This window comes from Streptomyces sp. NPDC051041 (assembly GCF_044456065.1).
Lineage (GTDB): Bacteria > Actinomycetota > Actinomycetes > Streptomycetales > Streptomycetaceae > Streptomyces > Streptomyces glaucus.
Window position 1 is genome coordinate 198,836 of record NZ_JBITFM010000007.1, and the last position, 26,188, is coordinate 225,023.

Genomic DNA, 26,188 nt, shown 5'->3' on the forward strand with positions numbered 1-26,188 from the left:
TCCGTACCCCTCTGTGGAGCACCCCATGCAGACCACCGACCTCATCAAGGTCGCCATCGACGACATGCCGCCGAACCGCAAGCGCGGCGGTGACCTGCGTGTCCTGCTCAGCCCCAAGACCTGTGGCGCGACCTCGGGATTCATGGGTGTCGGCACGCTGGAGCCCGGGGAGTTCGTCGCCGAGCACTACCACCCGCACTCCGAGGAGTTCTTCCACGCGATCCGGGGCCGCGTGCTGCTCCGGATCGACGGCAGGGAGCTGATCCTTGAGCCCGGCGAATCCTTCATGGTGCCGATCGGCGTCCGGCACCGGATCGAGAACCCGGGTGACGAGCAGGCGTTCGTCGCCTTCTTCCTCAGCCCGCTGGCGCCGAGCCCGGAACTGGGCCACGTCGACTGCGAGCCGCTGCCCGGCGAGGGCACCCTGCCCGAGGTGGGGAGCGCCGGATGACAGCAAGAGCAGTCATCACCGGGATCGGCGTGGTCGCTCCCGGGCAGCCGGGCCGGGAGAACTTCTGGGAGATGATCGTCAAGGGCCGTACCGCCACCCGGCGGATCACCCTGTTCGACCCGTCCCCGTTCCGCAGCAGGATCGGTGCGGAATGCGATTTCGACCCGGAGGCCGCGGGCCTCTCGTACCAGGAGATCCGGCGCACCGACCGGGCGGGACAGTTCGCGCTCGTCGCCGCCCGGGAGGCGCTCGCCGACAGCGGCATCGACATGGACACCGAGAATCCGCACCGGGTCGGGGTCAGCGTCGGCAACGGTGTCGGCAACGCGATCTCGATGGAGCAGGAGTACCGCACGGTCAGCGACAACGGCCGGCAGTGGCTGGTCGACCCGGGGTACATGAAGCCGCATCTGTACTCGTACGTCATGTCCAGCTCGCTCGCCTCCGAGGTGGCGTGGGCGGCGGGCGCGGAGGGGCCTTCGACCGTGGTCAGCTCCGGCTGCTGCGCGGGTATCGACGCCGTCGGGTACGCGGTGGACCTGATCCGCGAGGGCTCGGCCGACGTGATGGTGGCCGGGGCGACCGACGCGCCCATCTACCCGATCACCGTGTCCTGCTTCGACACCCTGCGGGCCTCCTCCACCAGCAACGACGACCCGGAGACCGCGTGCAAGCCGTTCGACCGGCGGCGCAACGGCCTGGTGCTCGGCGAGGGCTCGGCGGTCTTCGTGATCGAGGAGCGGGAGCGCGCCCTGGCCCGCGGCGCGCGGATCTACTGCGAGGTGGCGGGATACGCGGCCCGTGCCAACGGTTTCCACATGACCGGTCTCCGCCCGGACGGCCGGGAGATGGGCGAGGCGATCACCGCCGCGCTCGACGAGGCCCGGATCAACCCGGACGAGATCGACTACGCCAACGCCCACGGCAGCGGTACCAAGCAGAACGACCGGCACGAGACCGCCGCCTACAAGCGCAGCCTCGGGCACCACGCGTACGACATCCCGGTCAGCTCGATCAAGTCGATGGTCGGGCACTCGCTCGGCTCGATCGGCTCGATCGAGATCGCGGCCAGTGCGCTGGCGATGGACCGGGGGGCGATCCCGCCCACCGCGAACTACGAGGTCCCGGACCCCGAGTGCGACCTGGACTACGTGCCGGGCACCGCGCGCGAGGCCGAACTGGACGTCGTGCTGAGCGTCGGCAGCGGCTTCGGCGGCTTCCAGAGCGCCGTCGTCCTCACCTCGCCGAGGAGGGCGGCCGGATGAGCACCAGCACCCCTGTGATCACCGGCATCGGTGTCGTGGCGCCCAACGGCCTCGACCGTGAGTCGTGGTGGCAGGCCACTCTGGACGGCAAGTCCGGGCTCGGCCCGATCACCCGCTTCGACCCGGCGGGCTATCCGGTGCGGGTGGCGGGGGAGGCCGACGGCTTCGACCCGAACGACCACGCGCCGCAGCGGCTTGTCAGCGAGACCGACCCGATGACACAGTACGCGTTCGCCGCGACCAATCAGGCGCTCGCGGACGCGGCGGTGGACACCGGCGCCTTCGCCGACCTGGACATGGCGGTGATCACCGCCAACTCCTCCGGCGGTGTCGAGTTCGGCCAGCGTGAGCTGCAGAAGCTGTACGCGGAGGGGCCGCAGGCGGTCGGCGCGTACATGGCCATCGCCTGGTTCTACGCGGCGACCACCGGCCAGCTGTCCATCCGGCACGGCATGCGCGGCCCGTGCGGTGTCGTCTGCTCGGAGCAGGCGGGCGGGCTTGACGCGCTTGCCCAGTCCCGCCGGGTGCTCGCCAAGGGCACCAAGCTGGTGGTGTCCGGCGGCACCGACGCCTCGCTCTCCCCGTACGGCCTGGTCTGCCAGCTCAGCAACGGCCGGCTCAGCGAGGACCACCGCCCCGATCAGGCCTATCTGCCGTTCGACCCCGCCGCGTGCGGGTACGTGCCCGGCGAGGGCGGCGCGATCCTGACCGTGGAGTCCCGCGCCGACGCCGAGCTGCGGGGTGCCCCGCGGCTGTACGCCGAGCTCGCCGGTTACGCGGCGACGATGGACCCCCGGCCCGGCTCCGGGCGCCCGCCCGGTCTGCGCCGGGCGGCCGAACTGGCCCTGGCCGACGCCGGGCTGGCGCCCGGTGACGTCGACGTGGTGTTCGCCGACGGCTACGGCGTGCCGGAGCTCGACCGGCAGGAGGCGGCGGCGATCACCGCGGTCTTCGGTCCGGCCGGGGTGCCGGTGACGGTGCCGAAGACGATGACGGGCCGGCTGTACGCCGGTGGCGCGGCGCTTGACGCGGCGGCGGCCGCGCTCGCGCTCCGCGATCAGGTCGTCCCCCCGTCGGTGAACATACGTCCGGGTCGCGCGCACCAGCTCGACCTGGTGACCGACTGGCCCCGCGAGACCCGGTTGCGCACCGCGCTCGTGCTCAGCCGGGGCTACGGCGGCTTCAACGCGGCGCTCGTGCTCCGCTCCGCCTGACCCGCACGTACCGCTCTCTCCCCTTCACCGCATTCCGTCCCCAGGAGGAACAGATGAACAGCACCCCCATGACCTTCGGCGACCTCAAGGAGATCATGAGCCGGTGCACCGGCGAGACCGAGGAGCTCACCGAGGAGCACCTCGCCGCCGACTTCACCGACATGGGCTACGACTCTCTCGCGGTCCTGGAGATCGCCAGCCAGATCCAGCGGGAGTACGGCCTGCAGATCCCCGACGAGGCCATCGAGGAGATGAACTCTCCGCAGGCCGTCATCGAGTACGTCAACAACAGCCTCGCGGCGGCCTGACATGGCCGCCACCGACAACAGCGTCGTCATCGACGCGCCGATGGACCTGGTGTGGGACATGACGAACGACGTCGAGTCCTGGCCGAGCCTCTTCTCCGAGTACGCGGCGGCCGAAATCCTGGAACGGGACGGCGCCACCCTGCGGTTCCGGCTCACCCTGCACCCGGACGAGAACGGGCAGGTGTGGAGCTGGGTCTCCGAGCGCACCCCGGACCCGGTGACCCGGACGGTGCGCGCCCGGCGGATCGAGACCGGCCCGTTCGTCTTCATGGACCTGCACTGGACGTACGAGCAGACCGACGCGGGTGTCGCGATGCGCTGGCGGCAGGAGTTCGAGGTCCGGGAGGGCCTGCCGTTCGGCGACGCCGAGATGGCCGAGCGGCTGAACACCAACACCCGCCGGGAGATGGCCCGGATCAAGGGTCTGGTGGAGCGGGCGGCGGCCGGGGCGGTGCGGCCGTGAGCGGGCCCGAGGCCACGGCGGCGGGGCTGAGGGTCCTGCTCCGGATCCGGATCGAGCCCGGCCGGGAGGCGGAGTTCGAGGAACTGTGGCTCGCGCACTCCGCCACCGTCCGCGCCTTCCCCGACAATCACGGTCAGCAGCTGCTGCGGCTGATCGGCGAACCGGGCGCCTTCACGGTCCTCACCGACTGGACCGACGAGTCGTCCTTCCGGGCCTTCGAGCAGAGCCCGGAGCAGCAGGCGTATCTGCGGAAGCTGTGGCCGATGCGGGCCGGCGGCGAGATGCATCTGCTCGAACCGCTCCATGTGAGCACCCCGGCCGTTCCGGCCGGATCCTGAAGTCGTCGACGTCGAGTTCCAGGAGGAACCGGTGAGTGTGCAGCAGGAACAGGTGGCCGAGCTGATCGAGCTCGTCGAGTCGGTGCCGTCGAAGAAGCTGGAGCAGGCCGTCGCCGAGCGCGAGGGTGGCCTTGACGCGGCCCTGACGCTCGTCTTCGACCTGCTGGTCTCGGAGTTCAACCCGACGAAGGCGGCCGGCCAGAAGGGCGTCTTCCAGTTCGACATCACCTCCGCGGAGGGGCAGAAGCTCCACTACGTGCACGTCGAGAACGGTGAGTGCCGCACCGACAAGGGCCGGCACGAGAGCCCGGACATCACCATCGGGATCAAGTTCCCCGACATGCTGGCGATGGGTGTGGGCAAGCTGCCTGGCGCGAAGGCGTTCCTGACCGGCAAGCTGAAGCTTCGCGGCAGCCCGCTGATGGGCACCAAGCTCGGTGAGTGGTTCGACCACCCCGAGATGTGACGCGGTACGGGACGAAGGAACCGCCGCCGGGCCTCGGCCCGGCGGCGGTTCTCGTTCGTGCCGCTCGGGGGAGGCCGGGTCAGTCCACCCCCAGCACGGACATGTGCGCGACGGACACCATGGCCTGCTCGTGCACCAGGGCCAGATAGGCGTCCGGATGGTCGGGCCGCTTCGGCTCGGCCAGGTAGGGCTGCAGCCAGGCGTCGGCGTCCTGCCCGAAGCAGACGTCGGTCAGATAGCCGACGACGTCGTAGGGGTGCCCGTCGTACTGGACCACCCGCACCAGGGTGTCCTCGTGCAGGAACAGCGCGGTGCGGATGATCGTCGGGTGGTCGGGTGAGAGCAGCAGCGACGCCTTGCGGTTGACGGTGCGCCGTTCCCGTTGGAGGGCGACGCCCGCGCCCGGCCGGAGCTGGTGGCGCAGCGCGACCGTGCCCGCGGCGGGCCGCTCGTCGGGGCTGTGCTGTTCCAGGGCGGTCATCAGGCTGCGGTGGAAGTGCTGCCGGAAGCCCTCGGGCGTCTCGGTGTCGCGCGGCTCGACGAGGAACGGCAGGATGGCCCGCTCCGCCTCGTGGACGCCGGACTGCGTTGACATGTGCCGGGCGACCCGGGCGGCGCTCACGCCGTCGTGGTGGATCACCCTGATCACCGTGTCGTCCTGCACGAACAGGCCGGTGCCGAGCAGCATGCCGACCGTGCTGCCCGTGTCGTCCTCGATGACCGGCGAGTCGACCCGGGTGAAGTTGTGCGGGGAGAACACCTCCCGCAGGTCCTCCTCGCATCCGGGCCTGACCCGGTAGGTGATGGCGTCGAGTGGCATGGGGGATTCTCCTCCTGGAGCTGTGCGGATGCGGGTGGGTTCAGGGAGTGGCGAGTACCGCGACGGTCACGGCCGTCAGGGCGAGCGCGGCGAGGGCCGTACGCAGCCGGTGCCAGGCGCGCCAGAGCGGACGGGGGTCTTCCCAGGGGCCGTCCGCCGCAAGCCCGCTCAGCGAGCGGTTGATCGGGACGTTGCCCAGGTGCGAGACCGCCTGGACGCCGATGAGCAGCACGGAGGCGGCCGGGAACAGCACGGTGCCGGGTGATTCGGCGAGCCAGCCGAGCACGAATCCGCTGATGGTCACCACGTTGACGAGGATCGGCATCATCGGGTGGTAGCCCTTGCCCAGCAGGGCGTGGGCGCGCAGGTAGTCGGCGCGTCCCATCGCCGACATGGCGGGACCCACGCTGACCAGGACGGCCACGAAGATCCCCGTGACGGTCCCCGTCCCGATCAGCACGATCCCGCTCAGCACTTCCTCAAGCATCACGACTCCCGGTCCGCGGTTCGATGTTCTCGCCACCCTGCTCCCACCTGCTCGATTCGGTGTGGAGGGGCGCTCGACCGAAGCGCCGGAAAGCCGGGCACGGCTCGGTCGAGCGGTCTTCGAGCCCCTTTCGACCTGCGGGTCCGAGAGTCGTCGCAGTGGTCCGCCGCGTGGCGCGGCGGCGGCTTCGAAGGGGTGACGCGTGGTGGACCCGGTGCGGATACTCATGCCTCTGGCACTGCTGGCCGGTGGGCTCGCGGCCGGCGGGCTCGCCATCTCGGTACTGGCGGCACCGCTGTTCACCACCCTGCCGACCGGGATGTACGTCCCGGTGCACAAGGGTCTGGTCACCCGCTTCGACCCGTTCATGCCGATCTCGCTGCTCAGCTGTCTGCTGTGCGACCTCGCCCTGGTGGTGACCGCGCCGCTGACCGCGGTGCGGGTGCTGGCGGTGCTCGGCGCGCTGCTGCTCGCCGCCGCGATGACGGTGTCGCTGACGAAGAACGTGCCGATCAACCGCTGGCTGTCGACGCTCGATCCGCAGGCGCTGCCCGCGGACTTCGCGTCCCGCGACCCGCGCGAGCGGTGGATCCGCTGGAACCGGGTGCGGGGCTCGCTCGCGGTCGCGGCGCTGCTCGCGAACGTCGGCGCGGCCGGCGTTCTGATCTGACCCGCACCCGGCCCGCTCGTCCCTCCGTCATACCTCCCTGTACTGCCCTGACCTGCACTGCTCTGCCCCAGCGCTCCCCCCTCGACCTAGGAGAAGGTGTGGACACCACGACCGGTGTGGTCGGCCCGGCGATGACCGCCGCGTTGCCGCCCCACGTACGGCTGTTGCTGCTGACCGACGGCAAACGGATCTCCCGGGTGCTGCACGTGGTCGCCGAGCTGGGCGTCGCTGACGCGCTGGCGGACGGCCCGCTGACCGTCGCCGAGCTGGCGGAGCGCACCGACAGCCACGCGGACGCGCTGGGCCGGGTGCTGCGGGTGGCCGCCGCGTTCGGCGTCTTCGTCCAGCGGGACGACGGCCGTTACGCGCTCAACGACGTGGCCGAGTGCCTGCGCTCCGGCATCCCCGGCAGCCAGCGGGACATGGTGCTCTACAACGGCGACGAGATGCTGTGGCGCTCGTACGGGCAGCTGCTGCACACCGTGCGGACCGGCGAGCCGGCGTTCGAGGCGGCGTACGGGCACACCTTCTTCGAGCACTTGGAGCGGGAGCCGCAGGCGGGCGCTCTGTTCGACCGGGCGATGACCGGAATGAGCCACGCCACCGCGCGGATGCTGCTGGACGGTTACGACTTCGGGCAGTACGGGCGGATCGCCGACATCGGCGGCGGCCGCGGCCTGTTCCTCGCCGAGCTCCTCGCCCGGCACCCCGAGGTGCGCGGCACCCTGGTCGACCGTCCGTCGGTGACGGCGGAGGCCGGCAAGGCGTTCCGCGAGGCCGGGGTCACCGAGCGGGTCGAGGTGGTGCCCGGCGACTTCTTCGAGGAGCTGCCGAAGGGCGCCGATGCCTACGTCCTGAAGGCCGTGCTGCACGACTGGGACGACGACAGGGCGGCGGCGATCCTCGGCCGGATCCGCGAGGCGCTCGCCGGAAACCCCGATGGGCGGCTGCTGATCTGCGAGTTCCTGGTCGGCCCGGCCAACGCGTGGGACCGCGGCAAGCTCCTCGACCTCGACATGCTGGTCCGCTTCGGCGGCCGTGAGCGCTCCGAGGAGCAGTGGCGCGCCCTGCTCGCGCGGGCGGGCTTCGAGCTGGTGGGCGAGCCGGTGCCGGGCCGTTGGGCGGTCCTGGAGTGCCGCCCGGTCCCGGCGCTCGACGCGTCCTGACACCCCCGAACACCCTCCCGACGACCACCAGAAACCCGTGGACAAGGAGAAGACGACATGGAATTGCGACTGGTCGGCAAGAACGCGCTGGTCACCGGCGGCAGCCGGGGCATTGGCCGGGCCACCGTGCTCGCCCTGGCCAAAGCCGGCGCGACCGTGGTGACCTGCTACCGGCAGGAGGGCGAGGCCGTCGAGAGCCTGGCCCGTGAGCTGAAGGAGATCGGCGGCGACCACGCCTTGGTCCGCGCCGACGTGGGCACGGCGGAGGGCGTGGAGCTGGTGCTCGCCGCCTGCCGGGAGCGGTTCGAGACGCTGGACGTGCTGGTCAACAACGCCGGCGTGATCAGCCAGGTCCCGTTCGCGGAGCTGCCGTTCGAGGAGTGGGAGCGGGTCGTCACCACCAATCTGACCGGCCCGTTCATGGTGATCAGCAAGGCGCTCCCGCTGCTCCGCCAGGGCTCCTCGGTGATCAACATCGGTTCGCGCGGCGCGATGGCGGGCATCCCGCTGCGCGGCCACTACACCGCCTCCAAGGCCGGTCTGATCGGTCTGACCCGCTCGCTGTGCAAGGAGCTCGGCGGCAAGGGCATCCGCTTCAACGTGGTCGCGCCGGGTGTCATCGACACCTCGGAGCCGGACGAGCTGACCCAGGAGCAGCGGGCCGCGTACAACGAGCGCTACCTGCGGATGATGGCGCTCGGCCGGTTCGGTCGCCCGGAGGAGATCGCGGGCGCGGTGCTGTTCCTGGCGAGCGACCTGTCCACGTACGTCAACGGCGAGACCCTGCACGTCGACGGAGGTGTCTGAGATGGCCGCCCGCGCGGGCTCTTTCCGGGTGCTGCTCACCGTGCAGGTGAAGCCGGGCATGGAGGAGGACTTCGAGCGGGTCTGGTCGGAGGGCAGCAAGGAGGTCACGGCGCAGGCCGCGAACCTCGGGCACGCCCTGGCGCGCAGCGCGAAGCCCGGCGAGGAGTCGGTGTACTTCGTGGTGAGCGACTGGACCGACAAGGACTCGTTCCTGGCCTTCGAGCGCAGCCCGGAGCACGTGGCGCACCGCGAGAAGCTGCACCCGTACCGGTCCGGCGGCTCGCTGTCGACGATGCGGATGGTGGAGGTCGCCGGATGAGCGGGGCGGCCGGCCGGGTGCGGATCATGCTGTACCTGCGGCCGTCCCCGGCCGACCCGGCGGCCGGGGACGCGGTCACGGAGGCGTACCACCGGATCAGCAAGGACCTGGCGGGCACTCCGGGGCTGCTCGGCAACGAGCTGCTGCGGGTCATGACGGACGAGGGCGCGTACGCCGTGCTCAGCGAGTGGGAGTCGATGGCGGCCTTCCGGGACTGGGAGGCGGGCTCCGCCCACCGCGGTACGACCTCGCCGCTCCGGCCGTACCAGGACACCGGACTGCCCAGCCCGTTCGCCCTGTTCGAGGTCCTGGCCGCGTACTGAGCGGCCCGCGGAGGACACGGAGGAGCCCCGAGCCGATCGGCTCGGGGCTCCTCCGTCGTTTCCCTTCCGGGCGGGCTGGTCAGGGCAGCCGGACCACCTGGCCCGCGTAGACCAGGCCGGCGCCGAAGCCGATGAGCAGGGCGAGGTCGCCGGAGTGGGCCTTGCCGGAGGAAAGCAGTTCCTCCATGGCCAGCGGGATGGAGGCGGCGGAACTGTTGCCGCTGGTGACGATGTCCCGGGCGACGGCGGTGCGCTCCGTCAGGCCGAGCTGCTCGACGACGACGTCGGTGATGAGCATGTTCGCCTGGTGCGGGATGAAGGCGCCGAGCTGGTCGGCGGTGACCCCGGCCCGCTCCAGCATCCGGCGGGCGGCCGGGACGATCTCGTTGGTGGCCCAGCGGTAGACCTTCCAGCCGGACATGGTGATGGCGGGCCGGTCGTCGGGCCGCTCGCCGGTGCCGTCGTGCCACGGGGCGGTCATCCTCAGGGCCGCGTTGCGGGAGCCGTCGGCCTGCCAGACGACCGGGCCTATGCCCGCCTCGTCGGAGGGGCCGACGAGGACGGCGCCCGCGCCGTCGGCGAACAGGAAGGCGGTGTCGCGGTCGGTGTGGTCGAGGATGTCGGTCATCCGCTCGGCGCCGATGACCAGGACGTAGTCGGAACGGCCCATCCGGACCAGGTCGCCCGCGAGGGCGACGGCGTGGCAGAACCCGGCGCAGGCGGCCGAGATGTCGAAGGCGGCGGCCCGCCGGGCGCCGATCCGGTGCGCGACCTCGACGGCCACGGCCGGCATCTGTTCCATGGAGGTGATGGTGGCGACGATGACGGTGCCGACCTGGTCGGCGCCGATCCCGGCGGCGGCGAGTGCCTTCTCGGCGGCGGTGGCCGCCATGGTCGGGAGGGTCTCGTGGGCGGAGGCGTAGCGGCGGGAGCGGATGCCGGACCGGCTCTCGATCCAGGCCGGGTCGAGGCCGGTGCGCTCGGCGATCTCGGTGTTGGGCACGGACCGCTCGGGGCGGTGGACGCCGAGACCCAGGAGGCGGCTGTGCCGCAGCTCCCGGGTGTCCCGGATGACGGGGTTGGTCGTGGTCATGATGGCCGGTCGTCCTTTCGGGGCGAACTCGGTGGAGGCGCGAGGCCGCCGGACGTGCCGGCGGTCCTCGGTACGGGAGGCGTACGGGGTGGGGTCAGCGCCCGGCGGGCGCGGCGGCCCTGGCGGTGTGCGTGGCGGCGCGGCCGCGCCTGGTGAGGCCCCAGGGCTTGTAGGTGGAGATGGTGGTCATCGCGACCAGGCTGGCCAGGGCCACGAAGGCCGAGCCGGCCATCGCCCAGCCCACGGAGTCGAGTTCGCCGCCGCGGACCGGCGCGCCGGCCGCGACCAGCTCGTTGGCCTCCAGGATGAGCTGGTGGATGACGGAGAAGCCGAGCACCATCACGCCCATCGTCCACCAGAACTTGACGGCGACCCAACGGCGGCGGAGCAGGCCCCACTTGGTGCCCGCGCCGACGACGATCCCGGTGATCAGGGCGAACATGCTGGTCATGCCGAGGAAGATCTCGTCGAGCAGCGACATCGTCCGGTACATCGCGGCCTGCTGTTCGGCGTCGCCCGTGGTGGCGCCCGCCACCGACATCGCGAACATGCCGGTGACCAGGCCGAGCCAGCCGACCGAGATGGCGACATGGCAGGTAAGGACCAGTTTGCGCAGCCGCTGGGTGATCATCCGGCCGTTCCCGCGGACCTCCGCCATCCAGGCGTTGACGGACGGCACGAAGAGCAGCACCAGGCCGATGACGGAAGGGACGAGGCTGGTCACGGCGAGGCTCGCCTGGAGCGGTCCGACGAGCGGGCGTCCGCCGAGTCCGGCGAGACCGAGGCCGGTGAAGACCAGGCCGAGCGCGGTGAAGACGGTGAGCAGCACCCTGCCCCACTGGCGTCCGGCCCGCAGCATCTCGGCGAAGAAGCCGAAGAGCGCGCAGAAGGCGATGGTGAGCGCGAGGTCACCGGTGGTGGCGGCTCCGGCGGCGCCGGTCTCCACCTGGTGGGCGATCTCGAAGACGTTGCTGGCGATGGCGGCGAGGGTGGCCACGATCACCATCGCGTAGGCCCAGCCGACCGCGGCCGGGGGGCGGACCGGCGATGCCGCGGGCGCGGGTCTGCCGCCGGCGGGGCCGGTCACGGGCCGCTGGTCTGTCCGGTCGGTGGTACTCACCGTCGCGCCTCCTTCAAGACAGGCGCGGACGCCCCACGGCTGCGGGGGCTGTGATGCGCCGTCGGTTGCGGGGTTGTGGTGAGTTCAGCGTCGCCGGGGCGGCTCGAGGTCGCCTCGAAGGCCGGTGGACGCCCCCGCGGAGCGCGGTACGACGGCGGTGCCGGACGTCAGTGACGGCCGACGTCGTCCAGGGAGCGGACGAACTTGGTGAGCAGCCGGGCGAAGTCGCGCTGCTCGTCGGGGTCCCAGTCGCCGAGGACGACGGAGTAGAAGTCCTGCCGGGTGCGGTGGGCCGCGGTCACGGCCTCGCGGCCGAGGTCGGTGAGTTCGAGGCAGATGCGCCGCCCGTCCTCCTGGGAGGCGACCCGGCGGACGAAGCCGGAGCGGACCGCTTCGGCGACGATCCGGCTGGCCCGTGACGGGTCTATGGCGAGCCGGTCGGCGACGAATCCGACGGTGACTTCACAGCCGTCCTTGCCCGCGCCCTCGTCGACGGCGTCGACGACGGCGAGCGTATTGAGGTCGATCGGCTCGGCGAGACCCATGACGACGGGCCTGGCCAGGCTGCGCCGGGACTGCCTGCGACGGATGCGGATCATCGCGGACTCCACGGCGTCGAGCACCGACGGGTCGACGACGGCCGCCTCGGCGGCGTCGCGCTCGGCCCCCTGCGCGGGGCGGGTCTCGTTGATCGTGTCCGGGGCGCTCACAGCTTCCAGGTTACCCGCATGTGACTGGACGGGGCATTCTTCGACGTGAGAACATCATGTGCGGAAGTCAAGCATATGTATTCAGCAATCAACTGGTGATCGAGTGACTGCTCGATCCGGTAAGCGATCCAGCGGACCCCCAGGAGGCCCGAGATGACCGCCACCTCCACCACCGGCCCGGCGCGCACCCGCGCGCTCGCCGTCGTCGCCGCCGTCGTGGTCGACGGCCTGATCTGGCTGCTCGCCCACTCGGCGTTCGATATCGAGCTGCGGACCCCGGACGGCCCGGGATCCACCAGCACCAGCCCGCTCCACCTCCCCGCCGTGCTCATCGGCGTCGCCGTGATCGGACTGCTCGGCTGGGGCCTGCTGGCCCTCCTGGAGAAGTTCGCCGCGGGCCGCGCCCGCACCGTCTGGACCGTCGCGGCCGTGGTGGTCCTGGTGCTCTCGCTGTTCGCACCGGTCTTCGGCGCGGGCCTGACCGCGGGCAACAAGATCACCCTGGTCCTCCTCCATCTCGCGGTCGGCGTGGTCCTGGTACCGGCCTTCCGCCGGACCACCGCCACCGCCGCATGAACCCCGGCGCTCCGCCGTACCGGGCCGGGTCCGACCGGTCCAGGCCCTAGCGCCGCTCCACACGGCTTCGAGTGCCCCCCGGGATCTTTTCCGCGAGGGCAACCGACAGCACGGAAGGAGCACCGCATGTGCGGCATCGCAGGCTGGGTCCGCCGCGAGGGCGGCCCGGTCACGGAGGAGCCCGGGCTCGCGGAGGCAATGGCGCACACCATGGCCTGCCGCGGCCCGGACGGACAGGGGGTGCGGACCGCCGGGCCCGCCACCCTGATCCACACCAGACTGGCGGTGATCGACGTGGCCGGGGGCGTGCAGCCGATGGCCGCGCCGCCCGTCGGCGCCCCGGACGAGCCGGCGCACGCCGTCGTGCTCACGTACAACGGGGAGATCTACAACTTCCCCGAGCTGCGCACCGAACTGGCCGCCCTGGGGCACCGGTTCACCACCCGCAGTGACACCGAGGTGGTGCTGCATGCCTATCTGGAGTGGGGCGAGGCGTGCGTCGAGCGCCTGGAGGGCATGTTCGCGCTCGCCGTCTGGGACCCGCGCCGCCGCGCGCTGTTCCTGGCCCGCGACCGATTCGGCATCAAGCCGCTCTGCTACGCGCCCACCGCGCACGGCCTGGTCTTCGGCTCCGAGCCCAAGACCCTGCTCGCCCACCCCGCGGTCACCCCCGCCGTCGACCTGGACGGCCTCCGGGTGCTGTTCTCCATGGCCCGTGCGCCCGGCGAGAGCGTCTACCGCGACATCCGCGACCTGCCGCCCGGCCACACCCTGACGTACGGCTCTGACGGCCGGACCGTGCTGCGCCGTTACTTCCGGCTGGAGGCCAGGCCGCACGAGGACGACCTCGACACCACCATCAGGACCGTGCGCGAGCTGCTCGAACACGGCGTCGCCCGCGAGCTGGTCTCCGACGTGCCGCTGAGCGTGCTGCTCTCCGGCGGGCTCGACTCCAGCGCAGTCGCCGCGCTCGCCGCCCGGGCCCGCAAGGCGGCCGGGGGCGACCCGATCCGCACCACCACGGTCACCTACAGCGGCTACAGCGACGACTTCAAGGCCGACCTGGTCCGCAGCGCCCCCGACGCCCCGTACGCGCGGGCGCTGGCCGACCACATCGGTGCCGACCACCTGGAGATCGAGCTCAGCACCGCCGACCTGATCGACCCGGCGGCCCGACGCGAGGTGCTGCGCGCGCAGGACGTGCCCGCGCCCTTCGGCGACATGGACACCTCCACCTACCGGGCGTTCGCGCGCGTCAGCCGGCACTCCAAGGTGGCGCTCACCGGCGAGAGCGCCGACGAGATCTTCGGCGGCTACAGCTGGGTGCACATCCCCGACCTGGCCGACGAGGCGCAGTTCCCGTGGGTGGCGTTCGAGCAGTGGCACCCGGGCACGCGGGACGGCCTCGGCCAGGGCCTGCTCTCCTCCGCCTTCGCCGCGAAGCTCGACATGCCCGGCTACTACGCCGAGCGGTACGCCCAGGCGATGGCGGAGATCCCGCGGCTGCCCGGCGAGTCGGCCGAGGCGCGGCGGGCCCGGGAGATCTGCCACCTCCATCTCACCCACTGGCTGCCGCGGCTCCTGGAGCGCAACGACCGGCTGAGCATGATCTCCGGTCTCGAGGTGCGGGTGCCGTTCTGCGACCACCGGCTCGTCCAGTACGCGTACGACATCCCGTGGGAGCTGAAGACGTTCGACGGCCGAGAGAAGAGCCTGCTGCGCGCCGCGGTCGCCGATCTGCTGCCGGAGCAGGTCCTGGAGCGGCCCAAGGCCCCGTTCCCGGTCAGCCAGGACGCCACCTACACCAAGGCGCTGCACGCGGAGTTCGCCGAGCTGCTCGACGACCCGGCGGCGCCGGTGCGGACGCTGCTCGACCTGGACAAGGCGCGCGCGGTGGTCGGGCCGGAGGGCGAGGCGAAGGCGCAGGACTGGCTGCACCGGATGAACATCGAGATGGCGCTCCAGGTGAACACCTGGCTCGTGGAGCACGGGGGCAGCGTGGAGCTGTGAGCCGTGCGCGGTCGGCGTACGGCCGCTCGAGCGCGCTCGAAGGGGGGCGTCCCGGTCGGGGCGCCCCCCTTTCTCCGAGTGGGTCAGGCGAACGCGCCCACCGCGACGGTGCGCAGCGCCATCCGCAGCAGCGGCGGCATCCGGTACTGGAAGAAATGCTCGGACGAGCCGTCCCTCACCAGGTCGACCTCCAGGAGGAAGAACTCGACCAGTTCCTCCAGGAGTTCCTCGGTGACCTCCGGGGCCATGCCGAGGATGCGGGCGGCTTGTTTCACGGTGAGCACCTCGTCGGCCTCGCTCGCCAGCTTGACGAGGGCGTCGCCGGCCCACGGGTCGAGTCCGCCGCAGCGGCGCCGGACGTGGTGGAAGGGGTGGGGCCGCTGGTGGGTGAGGGCGGTCGGCCGGTCCCTGCTCATCCACTCGACGAGCCGGCGGACCGACCAGTGCGGGCGGAGTTCGAGCAGCCCCACTGCCTCGGCCATCGGCCCGGGCAGGCCGCCGAACAGGTCGAGCATGGCGCGCGTGGAGCCCTCGCCGAGCAGCCGGTCCGGGCCGAGCGCGCCGAGGAAGAGTTCGAGCGACTGCTCGGGCCCGATCGGCAGCAGGTCGACCTGGGCGCCGAAGTGGCCGCCGTACAGCCGCCGGTAGCCGGCCACCAGGACCGCGGAGCCGGTGTCCTCCGGGAGCAAGTCGGCTATCTGGTGGGCGGCGGAGACGTGGTCGACGACGAGGAGCACCCGGCGGCCCGCGGTCCAGGCCCGCAGCAGCGCGGCCCGTTCGGTCCGCTTGGCGGGGAGTCCGGCACGGGTGTGGCCGACCGCCTCCAGGAGTTCGCCGAGCACGTCCTCGACGGAGCGGGAGGCCGCCGGATCGCCGAAGGAGACGTAGAGGCGGCCGTCGGGGAACGCGTCCGCGAGCCGGTGGGCGAGGGCGACGGTGAAGGAGGTGGTACCGACGCCGGGGGCTCCGGCGACGCACACGCACTTCGGTCCCTGCACGGCCGGTTCGCGGAGCATCCGGCCGACCTTGGCGAATTCGGGGTCCCGGCCGATCAGCGGGACGTCGGCGGGGAGTTTCACCGGCGCTTGAGCGGAGGCGGCGGCCGGGTGTGCGGGGTGCCCGACGACCCGCCCGGCGGGCAGGTCGAGCCCGCGGTCCCCGGCGAGCACCTGCTGATGCAACCACTGGAGCTCGGAGCAGGGTTCGAGGCCGAGTTCCTGGATGAGGACCCGGCGGATGCGCTGGAAGACCTCCAGGGCGTCCGGGCGGCGGCCCGCGCGGTAGAGCGACAGCATCAGTTTGGCGTGCAGCCCCTCCCGGGTCGGGTTGTCCGCGGCGAGCGCGGTGAGTTCGCTGATCAGCCGGTGGTGGCGGCCGAGCAGCAGGTCCGCGTCGATCCGCTCCTCCAGCACCTCGTAGCGCTGTTCGGCGAGGCGCAGGGCGTCGATGCCGACGATCGGGCCGGGGGTGAGGTCGCTCAGGGCGGGGCCGCGCCAGACGTCGAGCGCCCGGTGCAGCAGGTCGGCCGCCTCGGCGACGTGTCCCTCCTCCATGGCCCTGCGCCCCAGGTCGGCGAGTTCGGTGAAGCGCATGCTGTCCAGCGAGCCCCGGGGCACCGGGAGCCGGTACCCGCCGGGGGTGGTCTCCAGACTCAGGCCCGGCAGCTTGCGCAGTTGGTAGATGTACGTCTGCAGCGTGGTCGCGGCGCTGGACGGCGGCCGCTCCTCCCAGAGTTCCTCGACGAGCTGGTGCAGGGGAACCGTGCTGTTGGCCCGCAGCGCCAGCAAGGCGAGGACCTGCCGGACCTTCGGAGCGGAGGGCGTCACGTTCACGCCGTCGTGCACGACTTGCAGGGTTCCCAGTAGCCCGATCTCCAGCAATGTCTCTCCCCCGTGGCTTGCATCTCCTACGGCCTGAAGCACTTCGTGAGCGTGAGGTGGATCACTTGACTTCCGCTTGAGCTGCGCTCGACAAGGGCAGCCCACCAGGGATCTTTCGGAAAAACCGCGATGGACTCCGGCTCCGAGGTTACGCTACACGGGGCATTCGTGTGATGAAAGCATATAATTGACGAACGAATATGCATGCGTTTGACTATTGGAGGAACGATGATGACCGAACCCAGCACGGGCGGTCGCCCCCCGGGGCGGGCCCCCGCCGCCGCTCCGGAACGCCCTCTGCCGCCACGGTTCCCCCTGCTCCTTGCCTCGATGCTGTTGACCAGCGCGATGTCGATGCTCGACCAGTCGATCGTCGCGACCGCTGGGCCCCGTCTCACCGCCGAGCTCGGCGCCCTCGACCTGTACAGCTGGACCTTCACCGCGTACATGCTCACCTTCAGCGCGGCCATGCCGATCTACGGCAAACTCGGCGATCTGTTCGGCCGGCGTACCGTCTATCTGTCGGCGATCGTCATCTTCCTGACGGGATCGATCGCCTGCGGCGCGGCCGGCTCGATGGGCTGGCTGATCGTCTTCCGCGCGCTTCAGGGACTGGGCGGCGGCGGACTCCAGGTGAGCGCGTTCTCCGTGCTCGGTGACCTGATGCCCCCCCGGGAGCGAGCCAGGTACCAGGGCTTCTTCGCGGGCGTCATGGTCCTCGCCAACCTCGCGGGACCGCTCGCCGGCGGAGTCCTCACCGACCAGCTCGGCTGGCGGTGGATCTTCTACGTGAACATTCCGCTCGGCCTGCTGGCGTTGGCCGGGATCCGCCTGCTGCTGCCCGCCGGGACCCGTACGAGCGCCCGGCCGCGCGTCGACTACCCCGGCGTGGCGCTGCTCACCGTGCTCATCGCCGCCCTGGTGCTCGCGACCGACTTCGCCGGACGGGACGGTTGGAGCGACCCGGTGGTGCTCGGCCTCGGCGTGGCGGCGGTGCTGCTCGCGGTGGCCTGGGTGGTACGGGAGAAGGCGGCGCTCGAACCCGTCGTGCCGCTCGGCCTTTTCGCCGACCGCACCTTCACCGTCTGCGTGACGGTGGCCTTCACGGTGAGCTTCGCCTTCTTCGGCTGCGTGAACTTCGTGCCGCTGTTCCTGCAGACGGTGAACGGGGTCAGCGCTTCGCAGACAGGCCTGCTCTTCCTGCCCGCGATGATCTGCATGGCGATCGCCACCGTGGCGGCGGGCCAGGTCATCGCCAAGACGGGACGCTACAAGTGGTTCCCGGTGGCCAGTACCGCGCTCGCCGCGGTGGCGGCGCTGCTGCTCTCGTTCGACCCGGCGCACGCCGGCCCGGCCACGGTCGCAGCGCTGCTCGCCGTCATGGGCGTGGGCGTCGGCCTCTCCTCGCAGGTCACCACCCTGGTCGCGCAGACCACCGCGCCGCGCAAGCACATGGGCGTCGCCACCTCCACGGTCGGTCTCGCCCGTAACCTCGGCACCGCCTTCGGCGCCACCGTCTTCGGCTCGATCCTCAACGCCCGCCTCGCCGCCGAGGCGATGAACCTGCTCCCGGCCGACACCGCCCGCAGCGTCACCGACGGCACCTGGGACCCGGCGAAGGCCGCCGACTTCCCGGCGGAGACCGCCGCCGCCGTCGCCCAGACCTACGGCAACGCGCTCGGCACGGTGTTCCTCTCGGCGGTGCCGGTCCTGGCCGTGGGCCTGGTCCTCGCACTGATGATGAAGGACACCAAGCTGGAGGCGCCGGGGCCGGGAGGCCCGGGAGGGCCGGGAGGGCCGGGAGGGCCGGGAGGACCCGGCGGACCGGGCGCGAAGACGGACGCGCCTGTCTGACCCCGCCCCCCTTCACGTCTTCGAGCCGTCGTCGAACCACCGGTGCCGGCGTGCCGCCCGTGCGATCCGTGCGAGACGACAAAAGCGGGACACGGCTCGGCGGGTGCTCGGGCGCCCGGTCACGGTGGCGGCCGGACGGCGCCCCGGTGCGGCGGAGGCGGTGGCCGTGGCGGCCGACCGGCCGCCCGTCCCCGGAGCAGGCATCGACGTCGCCGCCATCAGCCGGTGCAAGGTTGCCTGGAACGCAACCCCCGGCCCGCCGAGCGGCTGTTCACCCCGGGCGAGCTGCTCGGCCCGTCCGGGGCACCACGTACCTCGGCCTCCTCGGCGGCGCGGTTCGCCGCCGAGGAGGCCGAGGCCACATGCCTGAGCGCGCCCGGCGGGCTGCGCCGGCACGATGCCGAGGTGCGGACCGGCACCGGCGGCCGCCCGTGCCTCGATGTCCGGGGCACCGCCGCCGCGGCGGAGTTCGGGATCACCTCATGGCAGGTGTTGCTCACTCATGACGCGGACGTGGCCCCAGCCGTCGCGGTGGCGTCCTGAACCGCTCGTCCCCGGCCGCCCACACCCCGTCCAACTGCGCCCACAACGCCTCCTCCTGAGCGGTCATCCCGCCCCCGTCAGCCCCGAGCAGACGCTCGGGGTGCCCGGGCTGCGGCCCTGGCGCGAGCCGCGGATCCGGCACGCCGCCCCCGTACACCGGGAGATGTCCGTAGCACTCGGGCGCGGTGTAGAGCCCGAATCCCTGCCCAAGCGCGGTCAGCCCCACTTGGGCGTCGCGCCAGATCGCCCGCAGCCACTTCCTGGACCGATCGCCCACCGGGGCTCCCTTCGCCGTCTCAGGGCAGCGAAGGTAGAGAACCGTCCTCGAAGGCGGCTTGAGCGAGGACTCGACGGCCCGTCAGCGGCTGCCGGGCGGACCGGCGGCCGACACCCGCGGAGACGGGAGCCGGCAGAGGGTCCGTGCGGGGTGTTCGGCGGTGCGCCGACCCCCGATGGCCGGTCCTGGACGCGGTCAGGAGGGCCATGCCGGTGCTTCCGGCGTCGATGAGCTGGTTCCACACGGTGGTGAACCGGGTGCCGGTGAGGTCCTCGCGGTCGCGCAGGGCGTCACTTCTGCGCCTCCGAGGAACGGGAGGCCGGTGAACCGGTCGTCCCCCCGGCACGCCGGCTGGGGCACGCCGACCCCGGTTCCACCCTGCGGAAGCACTCCCACTTCCCGCCCCGGGCGGGAGCGCGAGGCAGCGCCGCCATCGACGCCGTCTTCGGGCAGCCCGGGACGGGCGCCGGCTCTTCGCCCCGGCGTCGCGAGGAGCTCGTCGAGGGCTGAAGGTCCCAGAGAACTCCCAGCGGTGCCGCCGCACCCCTCTCAAAGCCGCGTAACCGCAGGTCAGGGAGGGGGCGGCGGCACCGCTGCGTCAGATGTCCCGGAACGTCTCGATCTGCGCCCCCACCGAGTTCAGGCGCTCGGCCAGGTCCTCGTACCCGCGGTTGATGACGTACACGTTCCGCAGCACGGAGGTGCCCTCCGCCGCCATCATCGCCAGCAGGACGACCACGGCGGGCCGCAGGGCCGGCGGGCACATCATCTCGGCGGCGCGCCAGCGGGTCGGGCCCTCGACCAGCACCCGGTGCGGGTCCAGCAGCTGCAGCCGCCCGCCGAGCCGGTTGAGGTCGGTGAGGTAGATCGCGCGGTTGTCGTAGACCCAGTCGTGGATCAGCGTCTTGCCCTGCGCGGAGGCCGCGATGGCCGCGAAGAACGGGACGTTGTCGATGTTCAGGCCGGGGAACGGCATCGGGTGGATCTTGTCGATCGGCGCCTCCAGCTTGGAGGGCCGCACGGTCAGGTCCACCAGCCGGGTGCGGCCGTTGTCGGCGACGTACTCGGACGAGCGGTCGTGGTCGAGGCCCATCTCCTCCAGGACCGCCAGCTCGATCTCCAGGAACTCGATCGGCACCCGGCGGACCGTCAGCTCCGACTCGGTGACGACGGCCGCGGCCAGCAGGCTCATCGCCTCGACCGGGTCCTCGGACGGCGAGTAGTCGACGTCCACGTCGATGTCCGGCACGCCGTGCACGGTGAGCGTGGTGGTGCCGATGCCCTCGACCTTGACGCCCAGCGCCTCCAGGAAGAAGCACAGGTCCTGGACCATGTAGTTGGAGGAGGCGTTGCGGATGACGGTGACGCCGTCGTGCCGGGCGGCGGCCAGCAGCGCGTTCTCGGTGACCGTGTCGCCCCGCTCGGTCAGCACGATCGGGCGGCCCGGCCGCACGGACCGGTCGACCACCGCGTGGTACTGGCCCTCGGTCGCCGCGATGTCCAGGCCGAACCGGCGCAGCGCGATCATGTGCGGTTCGATGGTCCGGGTGCCGAGGTCGCAGCCGCCGGCGTACGGCAGCTTGAAGCGGTCCATGCGGTGCAGCAGCGGACCGAAGAACATGATGATGGAGCGCGTGCGCACCGCCGCGTCGGCGTCGATGGCCGCCATGTCCAGCTCGGCCGGCGGCACGATCTCCAGGTCGACGCCGCCGTTGATCCAGCGGGTGCGCACGCCGATGGAGTTCAGCACCTCCAGGAGGCGGTACACCTCCTCGATGCGGGCGACCCGGCGCAGCACCGTGCGCCCCTTGTTGAGCAGCGAGGCGCACAGCAGGGCCACGCAGGCGTTCTTGCTCGTCTTCACGTCGATGGCGCCGGAGAGCCGGCGACCGCCGACGACCCGCAGGTGCATCGGGCCCGCGTAGCCCAGCGAGACGATTTCGCTGTCCAGGGCCTCACCGATGCGGGCAATCATCTCAAGGCTGATGTTCTGGTTGCCCCGCTCGATGCGGTTGACGGCGCTCTGGCTGGTGCCGAGCGCCTCGGCGAGCTGCGACTGGGTCCAGCCGCGGTGCTGCCGGGCGTCACGGATGAGCCTGCCGATGCGTACGAGGTAGTCGTCTGCCATGGGAGTGAGGCTATCTCAGATATGAGATGGCGCCTCCTGGGGGGTCCGTTCGGGTGACGGGACGTCAACGACGCCTGGTGGAACGGGTGCGACGCCACCCGAAAGGTCCGGGCAAATCCACCGATGTCGTATGACGTCCCGTGCTGCTGTGCGTGTGTCGCGGGCCGTTCCTGCCGCCGGTGGTGATGGACCAGGAGCGCTTGTTGATGTTCAGGCGCACCCCGGGCAGGATGCGAAAGCTCTTGCGAAACGTGAGGGGCATGGGCGCCTCCCTTCGGGAATCCGCGAACGTACCCGTCGGGTACCCCGACTTGGCGCGCTGATGGCGCGACTCCGGCGGCCTGTCGCGCGGTGGCCCGCGAGGCCGCGCCGGGGTCCGGAAGGCGGTGCCGCGATCCGGGAGGGGCGCGCCGGTCCGGACCGGCCGTGCCGCCCGCCGGGGCGGCGGCCCGCGGTTCCTCGTCGCGCTCGCGCCGGCCGGGCGGCGCCGCCCCGGCGGGAACGGCCGCGGCGCGTGGGGGCGGGGGAGGGGGATGCGGGCCCGGGCATGACCAGACCGCCCCCATGTACTAGAGTTATCTCGACATCGAGATATCTGCCGAGGCGCACCACAGCCGCCACCTCGGTAAGGACTACCTAACTTAGCCTTACCTTAGCGGATCGGCCGAGACGGCGTGGCGGCAGGATTGCGGTGGTACGCGTACATAAATGAAGGAGACTGTCGTGTCGGCGAACAGCTTCGACGCCCGCAGCACGCTGCAGGTGGGCGACGAGTCGTACGAGATCTTCCGGCTGGACAAGGTCGAGGGCTCCGCGCGCCTTCCCTACAGCCTGAAGGTGCTGCTGGAGAACCTGCTCCGCACCGAGGACGGCGCCAACATCACCGCCGACCACATCCGCGCGCTCGGCTCCTGGGACTCGCAGGCCCAGCCGTCGCAGGAGATCCAGTTCACGCCGGCCCGCGTGATCATGCAGGACTTCACCGGCGTGCCCTGCGTCGTCGACCTCGCCACCATGCGCGAGGCCGTCAAGGAGCTCGGCGGCGACCCGGCGAAGATCAACCCGCTGGCTCCGGCCGAGCTGGTCATCGACCACTCCGTCATCGCCGACAAGTTCGGCACCTCCGACGCCTTCAAGGTGAACGTCGACCTGGAGTACGGCCGCAACAAGGAGCGCTACCAGTTCCTGCGCTGGGGCCAGACCGCCTTCGACGAGTTCAAGGTCGTCCCGCCCGGCACCGGCATCGTCCACCAGGTGAACATCGAGCACCTGGCCCGCGTCGTCATGGTCCGCGACGGCAAGGCCTACCCCGACACCCTGGTCGGCACCGACTCGCACACCACCATGGTCAACGGCCTCGGCGTCCTCGGCTGGGGCGTCGGCGGCATCGAGGCCGAGGCCGCGATGCTCGGCCAGCCCGTCTCGATGCTCATCCCGCGCGTCGTCGGCTTCAAGCTCACCGGTGAGCTCCAGCCCGGCACCACCGCCACCGACCTGGTGCTGACCATCACCGAGATGCTCCGCAAGCACGGCGTCGTCGGCAAGTTCGTCGAGTTCTACGGCGAGGGCGTGGCCGCCACCTCGCTGGCCAACCGCGCCACCATCGGCAACATGTCGCCGGAGTTCGGCTCCACCGCCGCGATCTTCCCGATCGACGACGAGACCCTGAACTACCTGCGCCTGACCGGCCGCTCCGAGCAGCAGGTCGCCCTCGTCGAGGCGTACGCCAAGGAGCAGGGCCTGTGGCTGGACCCGGCCGCCGAGCCGGACTTCTCCGAGAAGCTGGAGCTCGACCTCTCCACCGTCGTGCCCTCCATCGCCGGCCCGAAGCGCCCGCAGGACCGCATCGAACTCACCCGCGCCGCCGAGCAGTTCAACGCCGACGTGCTCAACTACGTGCAGGCCGGCGTCACCGGCGGCGACGACCGCAAGCCGGGCGTCCCGCAGCAGGAGCAGCCGCACGGCGTCGAGTCCCCGGTCGACGAGGCCAGCGCCGAGTCCTTCCCGGCGTCCGACGCCCCCGCCTACGGCCACGAGGACAACGGCGCCGGCGCCCCGCAGCACTCCGCCGTCGTGCCCGGCCCCGGCCCGTCCAACCCGGTCACCGTCACCGCCCCCGACGGCACCACCTACGAGCTGGACCACGGCGCGGTCACGGTCGCGGCCATCACCTCCTGCACCAACACCTCCAACCCGTACGTCATGGTCGCCGCCGCCCTGGTGGCCAAGAAGGCGGTCGAGAAGGGCCTGACCCGCAAGCCGTGGGTCAAGACCACCCTCGCCCCGGGTTCGAAGGTCGTCACCGACTACTTCGACAAGGCGGGCCTGACCCCGTACCTGGACAAGGTCGGCTTCAACCTCGTCGGCTACGGCTGCACCACCTGCATCGGCAACTCCGGCCCGCTGCCGGAGGAGGTCTCCAAGGCCGTCAACGACCACGACCTCGCCGTCACCTCGGTGCTGTCCGGCAACCGCAACTTCGAGGGCCGGATCAACCCCGACGTCAAGATGAACTACCTGGCGTCCCCGCCGCTGGTCGTCGCCTACGCCCTCGCCGGCTCCATGAAGGTGGACATCACCAAGGACGCCCTGGGCACCGACCAGGACGGCAACCCGGTCTACCTCAAGGACATCTGGCCGACCGAGGCCGAGGTCAACGACGTCGTCGCCAACGCCATCGGCGAGGACATGTTCTCCAAGTCCTACAGCGACGTCTTCGCCGGCGACGCCCAGTGGCAGGCGCTGCCGGTCCCGACCGGCGACACCTTCGAGTGGGACCCGGAGTCCACCTACGTCCGCAAGCCCCCGTACTTCGAGGGCATGACCATGGAGCCGGCCCCGGTCGAGGACATCACCGGCGCCCGGGTCCTGGCCAAGCTGGGCGACTCGGTCACCACCGACCACATCTCCCCGGCCGGCGCCATCAAGGCCGACACCCCGGCCGGCAAGTACCTCACGGAGCACGGCGTCGAGCGCCGCGACTTCAACAGCTACGGCTCGCGCCGCGGCAACCACGAGGTCATGATCCGCGGCACGTTCGCCAACATCCGCCTGCGCAACCAGATCGCGCCGGGCACCGAGGGCGGCTACACGCGGGACTTCACGCAGGAGGGCGGCCCGGTCTCCTTCATCTACGACGCCTCGCAGAACTACCAGAAGGCCGGCATCCCGCTGGTGGTCATCGCGGGCAAGGAGTACGGCTCCGGCTCGTCCCGCGACTGGGCCGCCAAGGGCACCGCGCTGCTCGGCGTCAAGGCCGTCATCGCCGAGTCCTACGAGCGCATCCACCGCTCCAACCTCATCGGCATGGGCGTGCTGCCGCTGCAGTTCCCGGAGGGCGCCTCCGCCGAGTCCCTCGGCCTGACCGGCGAGGAGACCTTCTCCATCACCGGCGTCACCGAGCTCAACGAGGGCACCACCCCGCGCACGGTGAAGGTCACCACCGACACCGGCGTCGAGTTCGACGCGGTCGTCCGCATCGACACCCCCGGTGAGGCGGACTACTACCGCAACGGCGGCATCATGCAGTACGTGCTGCGCAGCCTGATCCGCAAGTAAGCGGCACCGCAGGGCGGTCCAGGGCCGCGTCCCCGTCGCCGGGGACGCGGCCCTTCGCCGTCGCCGGCGCGGACCCCGCCGGATCACCGCCCTCGGCGCGGACGCGGGGCGCGCCCGCCGCGCACCTCCCGCGCCATCCGTTTACAAGCGGGGCGGGTGACGCTACCTTCGCCCCCAAGCGAGGTGGGAGCGCTCCCATCGGTGGACCGGAACACGCCCCCGGGACGCTCCCGCCTCGCGGTGCCGGACGGGCGGGGCCCGTGCGGGCGTGCGGCCGCCGGGCCGCCCGCACCGCCCGTGCTCACGCCGGGCCCGGGCCGGCGCCCAGCACCGTCGCCAGCCAGAAGAGCTGGCGGCGCACGTGCACCGCGTCGCCGCCCTCGTGGCCGTTGAACGGGTAGGCGTGGATCTCCTTGCGCGGCTCTGTGCCGGTCAGCTCCCCGTAGCGGTTCCACGCGCCGTACGCCCCGCTCGGCGGGCACACCGTGTCGCGCAGGCCCACCCCGAAGTGGGCCGGGGCGTGGGCGCGGCGGGCGAAGGAGACGCCCTCCAGGTAGGCGAGGGTGCGGTAGGCGGCCCGCTCGGCGCCGCGGTGGACGGCGAGGTAGGCGGTGATCTCGCCGTACGGGCCCGCGTCCGTGAGGTCCAGGGCGCGGCGGATGCCGCACAGCAGCGGGGCGGTGACCAGGACCGCCGCCAGGTCCGGCAGCAGGCCCGCGACGGCCAGGGCGAGGCCGCCGCCCTGGCTGTTGCCGACGGCCGCGACCCGGTCGCCCGCCACGCCGGGCAGTGCCCGCACCGCGGCGACCGCGCGCACCGCGTCCGTGATCAGCCGGCGGTAGTGGTGGTCGTGGGGCGAGCGCAGGCCGCGGACCGCCGGGCCGGGGCCGCCGGGGGCGGTGGCGTGCGGATCGGGGGTGTCGCCGCCGCTGCCGTACCGGTCGCCCTGGCCGCGGTTGTCCATCAGCAGGTGCGCGTACCCCGCGGTCACCCAGGTCAGCCGCTCGTGGGGGAGGCCGCGCCCGCGGCCGTAGCCCGCGTACTCGACGACCGCCGGCAGCGGTTCGCGCACCCCGGCCGGCCTGCTGAACCAGGCGCGCACCGGGTCGCCCGCGAAGCCGCGGAAGGTCACGTCCCAGGTCTCGGTCAGCCGCAGTCCGTTCGCCACGGGCCGCGCCGACGCCAGCGGGACATACCGTGCGGCCTCCCGCAGGGTGCTCGTCCAGAACTCGTCGAAGTCGGCGGGCTCCTCGAGGGCCGGGCGGTGGCGCTCCAGCTCCGGCAGGGGCAGGTCGAACGCGGGCACAGCGGCACCTCGCAGACGTCTCGGGGGCGGGGGAGG

27 protein-coding genes are annotated in these 26,188 nt (G+C 71.9%); 17 read left to right on the forward strand and 10 right to left on the reverse strand.

Translation table 11 applies throughout. From position 1 onward, the window contains the following. Positions 1 to 25 precede the first annotated feature (25 nt). Genes ACIBAI_RS14980 through ACIBAI_RS15010 form a run of 7 tightly spaced genes read left to right on the forward strand, consistent with a single transcriptional unit; the run spans position 26 to position 4,505 of the window. Positions 26 to 451: a cupin domain-containing protein gene (locus ACIBAI_RS14980; RefSeq protein ID WP_399034235.1), complete on the forward strand. Its 426-nt coding sequence runs from the start codon at positions 26 to 28 to the stop codon at positions 449 to 451. Next, positions 448 to 1,716: a beta-ketoacyl-[acyl-carrier-protein] synthase family protein gene (locus ACIBAI_RS14985; RefSeq protein ID WP_399034236.1), complete on the forward strand. Its 1,269-nt coding sequence runs from the start codon at positions 448 to 450 to the stop codon at positions 1,714 to 1,716. The genes ACIBAI_RS14980 and ACIBAI_RS14985 overlap by 4 nt, the downstream gene beginning before the upstream one ends. Next, positions 1,713 to 2,930, forward strand: coding sequence for a ketosynthase chain-length factor (locus ACIBAI_RS14990; RefSeq protein WP_399034238.1), 1,218 nt, complete (start codon positions 1,713 to 1,715; stop codon positions 2,928 to 2,930). The genes ACIBAI_RS14985 and ACIBAI_RS14990 overlap by 4 nt, the downstream gene beginning before the upstream one ends. A 53-nt stretch (positions 2,931 to 2,983) precedes the next feature. Then, positions 2,984 to 3,238, forward strand: coding sequence for an acyl carrier protein (locus ACIBAI_RS14995; protein WP_399034239.1), 255 nt, complete (start codon positions 2,984 to 2,986; stop codon positions 3,236 to 3,238). Between the two features lies 1 nt (position 3,239). Beyond that, entirely contained in the window at positions 3,240 to 3,701 is a 462-nt protein-coding gene (locus tag ACIBAI_RS15000; RefSeq protein WP_399034241.1) for an SRPBCC family protein, read from the forward strand. Beyond that, positions 3,698 to 4,039 (forward strand): putative quinol monooxygenase, encoded by a 342-nt coding sequence (locus ACIBAI_RS15005; protein WP_399034243.1) that lies wholly within the window; start codon positions 3,698 to 3,700, stop codon positions 4,037 to 4,039. The genes ACIBAI_RS15000 and ACIBAI_RS15005 overlap by 4 nt, the downstream gene beginning before the upstream one ends. A gap of 31 nt (positions 4,040 to 4,070) precedes the next feature. Continuing rightward, entirely contained in the window at positions 4,071 to 4,505 is a 435-nt protein-coding gene (locus ACIBAI_RS15010; protein ID WP_399034244.1) for an SCP2 sterol-binding domain-containing protein, read from the forward strand. A 79-nt stretch (positions 4,506 to 4,584) separates the two neighbouring features. Here ACIBAI_RS15010 and ACIBAI_RS15015 read toward each other — a convergent pair whose 3' ends face one another. Next, positions 4,585 to 5,325, reverse strand: a complete 741-nt coding sequence (locus tag ACIBAI_RS15015) for a SchA/CurD-like domain-containing protein (RefSeq protein WP_399034246.1) — start codon at positions 5,323 to 5,325, stop codon at positions 4,585 to 4,587. 40 nt (positions 5,326 to 5,365) lie between these two features. Beyond that, positions 5,366 to 5,812: an anthrone oxygenase family protein gene (locus ACIBAI_RS15020; protein ID WP_399034248.1), complete on the reverse strand. Its 447-nt coding sequence runs from the start codon at positions 5,810 to 5,812 to the stop codon at positions 5,366 to 5,368. 226 nt (positions 5,813 to 6,038) lie between these two features. On the opposite strand from ACIBAI_RS15020, the gene ACIBAI_RS15025 reads away from it, so the two are divergent. From ACIBAI_RS15025 to ACIBAI_RS15045, 5 genes are all read left to right on the forward strand, one after another. Then, a complete protein-coding gene (locus ACIBAI_RS15025; RefSeq protein ID WP_399034250.1) occupies positions 6,039 to 6,482 on the forward strand; it encodes an anthrone oxygenase family protein in 444 nt (147 codons plus the stop codon). 98 nt (positions 6,483 to 6,580) lie between these two features. Further along, a complete protein-coding gene (locus ACIBAI_RS15030) occupies positions 6,581 to 7,648 on the forward strand; it encodes a methyltransferase (RefSeq protein WP_399034251.1) in 1,068 nt (355 codons plus the stop codon). A 57-nt stretch (positions 7,649 to 7,705) separates the two neighbouring features. Further along, the gene (locus ACIBAI_RS15035; RefSeq protein WP_399034253.1) at positions 7,706 to 8,455 is read left to right on the forward strand and encodes an SDR family NAD(P)-dependent oxidoreductase; all 750 of its coding nucleotides are present in this window, start codon (positions 7,706 to 7,708) and stop codon (positions 8,453 to 8,455) included. A gap of 1 nt (position 8,456) precedes the next feature. After that, a complete protein-coding gene (locus ACIBAI_RS15040; protein ID WP_399034255.1) occupies positions 8,457 to 8,774 on the forward strand; it encodes an antibiotic biosynthesis monooxygenase family protein in 318 nt (105 codons plus the stop codon). Next, a complete protein-coding gene (locus ACIBAI_RS15045; RefSeq protein ID WP_399034257.1) occupies positions 8,771 to 9,097 on the forward strand; it encodes an antibiotic biosynthesis monooxygenase family protein in 327 nt (108 codons plus the stop codon). The genes ACIBAI_RS15040 and ACIBAI_RS15045 overlap by 4 nt, the downstream gene beginning before the upstream one ends. 79 nt (positions 9,098 to 9,176) lie before the next feature. Here the strand turns inward: ACIBAI_RS15045 and ACIBAI_RS15050 are convergent, their stop codons facing one another. The 3 genes from ACIBAI_RS15050 to ACIBAI_RS15060 all read right to left on the reverse strand — a co-directional run bounded on the left by ACIBAI_RS15050 (position 9,177) and on the right by ACIBAI_RS15060 (position 12,020). Next, on the reverse strand, positions 9,177 to 10,190 hold the full coding sequence (locus ACIBAI_RS15050) for a beta-ketoacyl-ACP synthase 3 (protein ID WP_399034259.1): 1,014 nt from the start codon (positions 10,188 to 10,190) through the stop codon (positions 9,177 to 9,179). Positions 10,191 to 10,284: 94 nt separating this feature from the next. Continuing rightward, positions 10,285 to 11,310 (reverse strand): hypothetical protein, encoded by a 1,026-nt coding sequence (locus ACIBAI_RS15055; RefSeq protein WP_399034261.1) that lies wholly within the window; start codon positions 11,308 to 11,310, stop codon positions 10,285 to 10,287. Between the two features lie 167 nt (positions 11,311 to 11,477). Further along, entirely contained in the window at positions 11,478 to 12,020 is a 543-nt protein-coding gene (locus tag ACIBAI_RS15060; RefSeq protein WP_399034263.1) for a MarR family winged helix-turn-helix transcriptional regulator, read from the reverse strand. 153 nt (positions 12,021 to 12,173) lie between these two features. Between ACIBAI_RS15060 and ACIBAI_RS15065 the strand changes: the two genes are divergently transcribed. Then, positions 12,174 to 12,596, forward strand: coding sequence for a DUF6069 family protein (locus tag ACIBAI_RS15065; protein WP_399034265.1), 423 nt, complete (start codon positions 12,174 to 12,176; stop codon positions 12,594 to 12,596). A 126-nt stretch (positions 12,597 to 12,722) separates the two neighbouring features. Next, positions 12,723 to 14,606 (forward strand): asparagine synthase (glutamine-hydrolyzing), encoded by a 1,884-nt coding sequence (gene asnB, locus ACIBAI_RS15070; RefSeq protein ID WP_399034267.1) that lies wholly within the window; start codon positions 12,723 to 12,725, stop codon positions 14,604 to 14,606. An 83-nt stretch (positions 14,607 to 14,689) separates the two neighbouring features. Here the strand turns inward: asnB and ACIBAI_RS15075 are convergent, their stop codons facing one another. Next, positions 14,690 to 16,450 (reverse strand): BTAD domain-containing putative transcriptional regulator, encoded by a 1,761-nt coding sequence (locus ACIBAI_RS15075; protein ID WP_399034268.1) that lies wholly within the window; start codon positions 16,448 to 16,450, stop codon positions 14,690 to 14,692. A 366-nt stretch (positions 16,451 to 16,816) separates the two neighbouring features. On the opposite strand from ACIBAI_RS15075, the gene ACIBAI_RS15080 reads away from it, so the two are divergent. Together ACIBAI_RS15080 and ACIBAI_RS15085 are read left to right on the forward strand one after the other, a co-directional pair. Then, on the forward strand, positions 16,817 to 18,340 hold the full coding sequence (locus tag ACIBAI_RS15080) for an MDR family MFS transporter (protein WP_399034270.1): 1,524 nt from the start codon (positions 16,817 to 16,819) through the stop codon (positions 18,338 to 18,340). A 225-nt stretch (positions 18,341 to 18,565) separates the two neighbouring features. Continuing rightward, on the forward strand, positions 18,566 to 18,883 hold the full coding sequence (locus ACIBAI_RS15085; protein WP_399034272.1) for a holo-ACP synthase: 318 nt from the start codon (positions 18,566 to 18,568) through the stop codon (positions 18,881 to 18,883). Here ACIBAI_RS15085 and ACIBAI_RS15090 read toward each other — a convergent pair. The 3 genes from ACIBAI_RS15090 to ACIBAI_RS15100 all read right to left on the reverse strand — a co-directional run bounded on the left by ACIBAI_RS15090 (position 18,837) and on the right by ACIBAI_RS15100 (position 21,550). Beyond that, a complete protein-coding gene (locus tag ACIBAI_RS15090) occupies positions 18,837 to 19,160 on the reverse strand; it encodes a DUF6059 family protein (RefSeq protein ID WP_399034274.1) in 324 nt (107 codons plus the stop codon). The genes ACIBAI_RS15085 and ACIBAI_RS15090 overlap by 47 nt on opposite strands. Positions 19,161 to 19,758: 598 nt before the next feature. After that, on the reverse strand, positions 19,759 to 21,288 hold the full coding sequence (locus ACIBAI_RS15095) for a helix-turn-helix domain-containing protein (protein ID WP_399034276.1): 1,530 nt from the start codon (positions 21,286 to 21,288) through the stop codon (positions 19,759 to 19,761). A 64-nt stretch (positions 21,289 to 21,352) separates the two neighbouring features. Beyond that, positions 21,353 to 21,550, reverse strand: coding sequence for a DUF4236 domain-containing protein (locus ACIBAI_RS15100; RefSeq protein WP_399034277.1), 198 nt, complete (start codon positions 21,548 to 21,550; stop codon positions 21,353 to 21,355). 461 nt (positions 21,551 to 22,011) lie between these two features. Between ACIBAI_RS15100 and ACIBAI_RS15105 the strand changes: the two genes are divergently transcribed. Then, positions 22,012 to 24,846, forward strand: a complete 2,835-nt coding sequence (locus ACIBAI_RS15105; RefSeq protein ID WP_399034278.1) for an aconitate hydratase — start codon at positions 22,012 to 22,014, stop codon at positions 24,844 to 24,846. Between the two features lie 301 nt (positions 24,847 to 25,147). Here the strand turns inward: ACIBAI_RS15105 and ACIBAI_RS15110 are convergent, their stop codons facing one another. Next, the gene (locus ACIBAI_RS15110; protein ID WP_399034280.1) at positions 25,148 to 26,152 is read right to left on the reverse strand and encodes an acetylxylan esterase; all 1,005 of its coding nucleotides are present in this window, start codon (positions 26,150 to 26,152) and stop codon (positions 25,148 to 25,150) included. Between the last annotated feature and the right edge of the window lie 36 nt (positions 26,153 to 26,188).

What these genes read in the sequence shown, in the direction of transcription:
- ACIBAI_RS14980 (WP_399034235.1), top strand. Translation starts at nt 26, where the DNA reads ATGCAGACCACCGACCTCATCAAGGTCGCCATCGACGACATGCCGCCG.
- ACIBAI_RS14985 (WP_399034236.1), top strand. Translation starts at nt 448, where the DNA reads ATGACAGCAAGAGCAGTCATCACCGGGATCGGCGTGGTCGCTCCCGGG.
- ACIBAI_RS14990 (WP_399034238.1), top strand. Translation starts at nt 1,713, where the DNA reads ATGAGCACCAGCACCCCTGTGATCACCGGCATCGGTGTCGTGGCGCCC.
- ACIBAI_RS14995 (WP_399034239.1), top strand. Translation starts at nt 2,984, where the DNA reads ATGAACAGCACCCCCATGACCTTCGGCGACCTCAAGGAGATCATGAGC.
- ACIBAI_RS15000 (WP_399034241.1), top strand. Translation starts at nt 3,240, where the DNA reads ATGGCCGCCACCGACAACAGCGTCGTCATCGACGCGCCGATGGACCTG.
- ACIBAI_RS15015 (WP_399034246.1), bottom strand. Translation starts at nt 5,325, where the DNA reads ATGCCACTCGACGCCATCACCTACCGGGTCAGGCCCGGATGCGAGGAG.
- ACIBAI_RS15020 (WP_399034248.1), bottom strand. Translation starts at nt 5,812, where the DNA reads ATGCTTGAGGAAGTGCTGAGCGGGATCGTGCTGATCGGGACGGGGACC.
- ACIBAI_RS15025 (WP_399034250.1), top strand. Translation starts at nt 6,039, where the DNA reads ATGCCTCTGGCACTGCTGGCCGGTGGGCTCGCGGCCGGCGGGCTCGCC.
- ACIBAI_RS15035 (WP_399034253.1), top strand. Translation starts at nt 7,706, where the DNA reads ATGGAATTGCGACTGGTCGGCAAGAACGCGCTGGTCACCGGCGGCAGC.
- ACIBAI_RS15040 (WP_399034255.1), top strand. Translation starts at nt 8,457, where the DNA reads ATGGCCGCCCGCGCGGGCTCTTTCCGGGTGCTGCTCACCGTGCAGGTG.
- ACIBAI_RS15045 (WP_399034257.1), top strand. Translation starts at nt 8,771, where the DNA reads ATGAGCGGGGCGGCCGGCCGGGTGCGGATCATGCTGTACCTGCGGCCG.
- ACIBAI_RS15050 (WP_399034259.1), bottom strand. Translation starts at nt 10,190, where the DNA reads ATGACCACGACCAACCCCGTCATCCGGGACACCCGGGAGCTGCGGCAC.
- ACIBAI_RS15065 (WP_399034265.1), top strand. Translation starts at nt 12,174, where the DNA reads ATGACCGCCACCTCCACCACCGGCCCGGCGCGCACCCGCGCGCTCGCC.
- asnB (WP_399034267.1), top strand. Translation starts at nt 12,723, where the DNA reads ATGTGCGGCATCGCAGGCTGGGTCCGCCGCGAGGGCGGCCCGGTCACG.
- ACIBAI_RS15080 (WP_399034270.1), top strand. Translation starts at nt 16,817, where the DNA reads ATGCTGTTGACCAGCGCGATGTCGATGCTCGACCAGTCGATCGTCGCG.
- ACIBAI_RS15095 (WP_399034276.1), bottom strand. Translation starts at nt 21,288, where the DNA reads ATGGCAGACGACTACCTCGTACGCATCGGCAGGCTCATCCGTGACGCC.
- ACIBAI_RS15100 (WP_399034277.1), bottom strand. Translation starts at nt 21,550, where the DNA reads ATGCCCCTCACGTTTCGCAAGAGCTTTCGCATCCTGCCCGGGGTGCGC.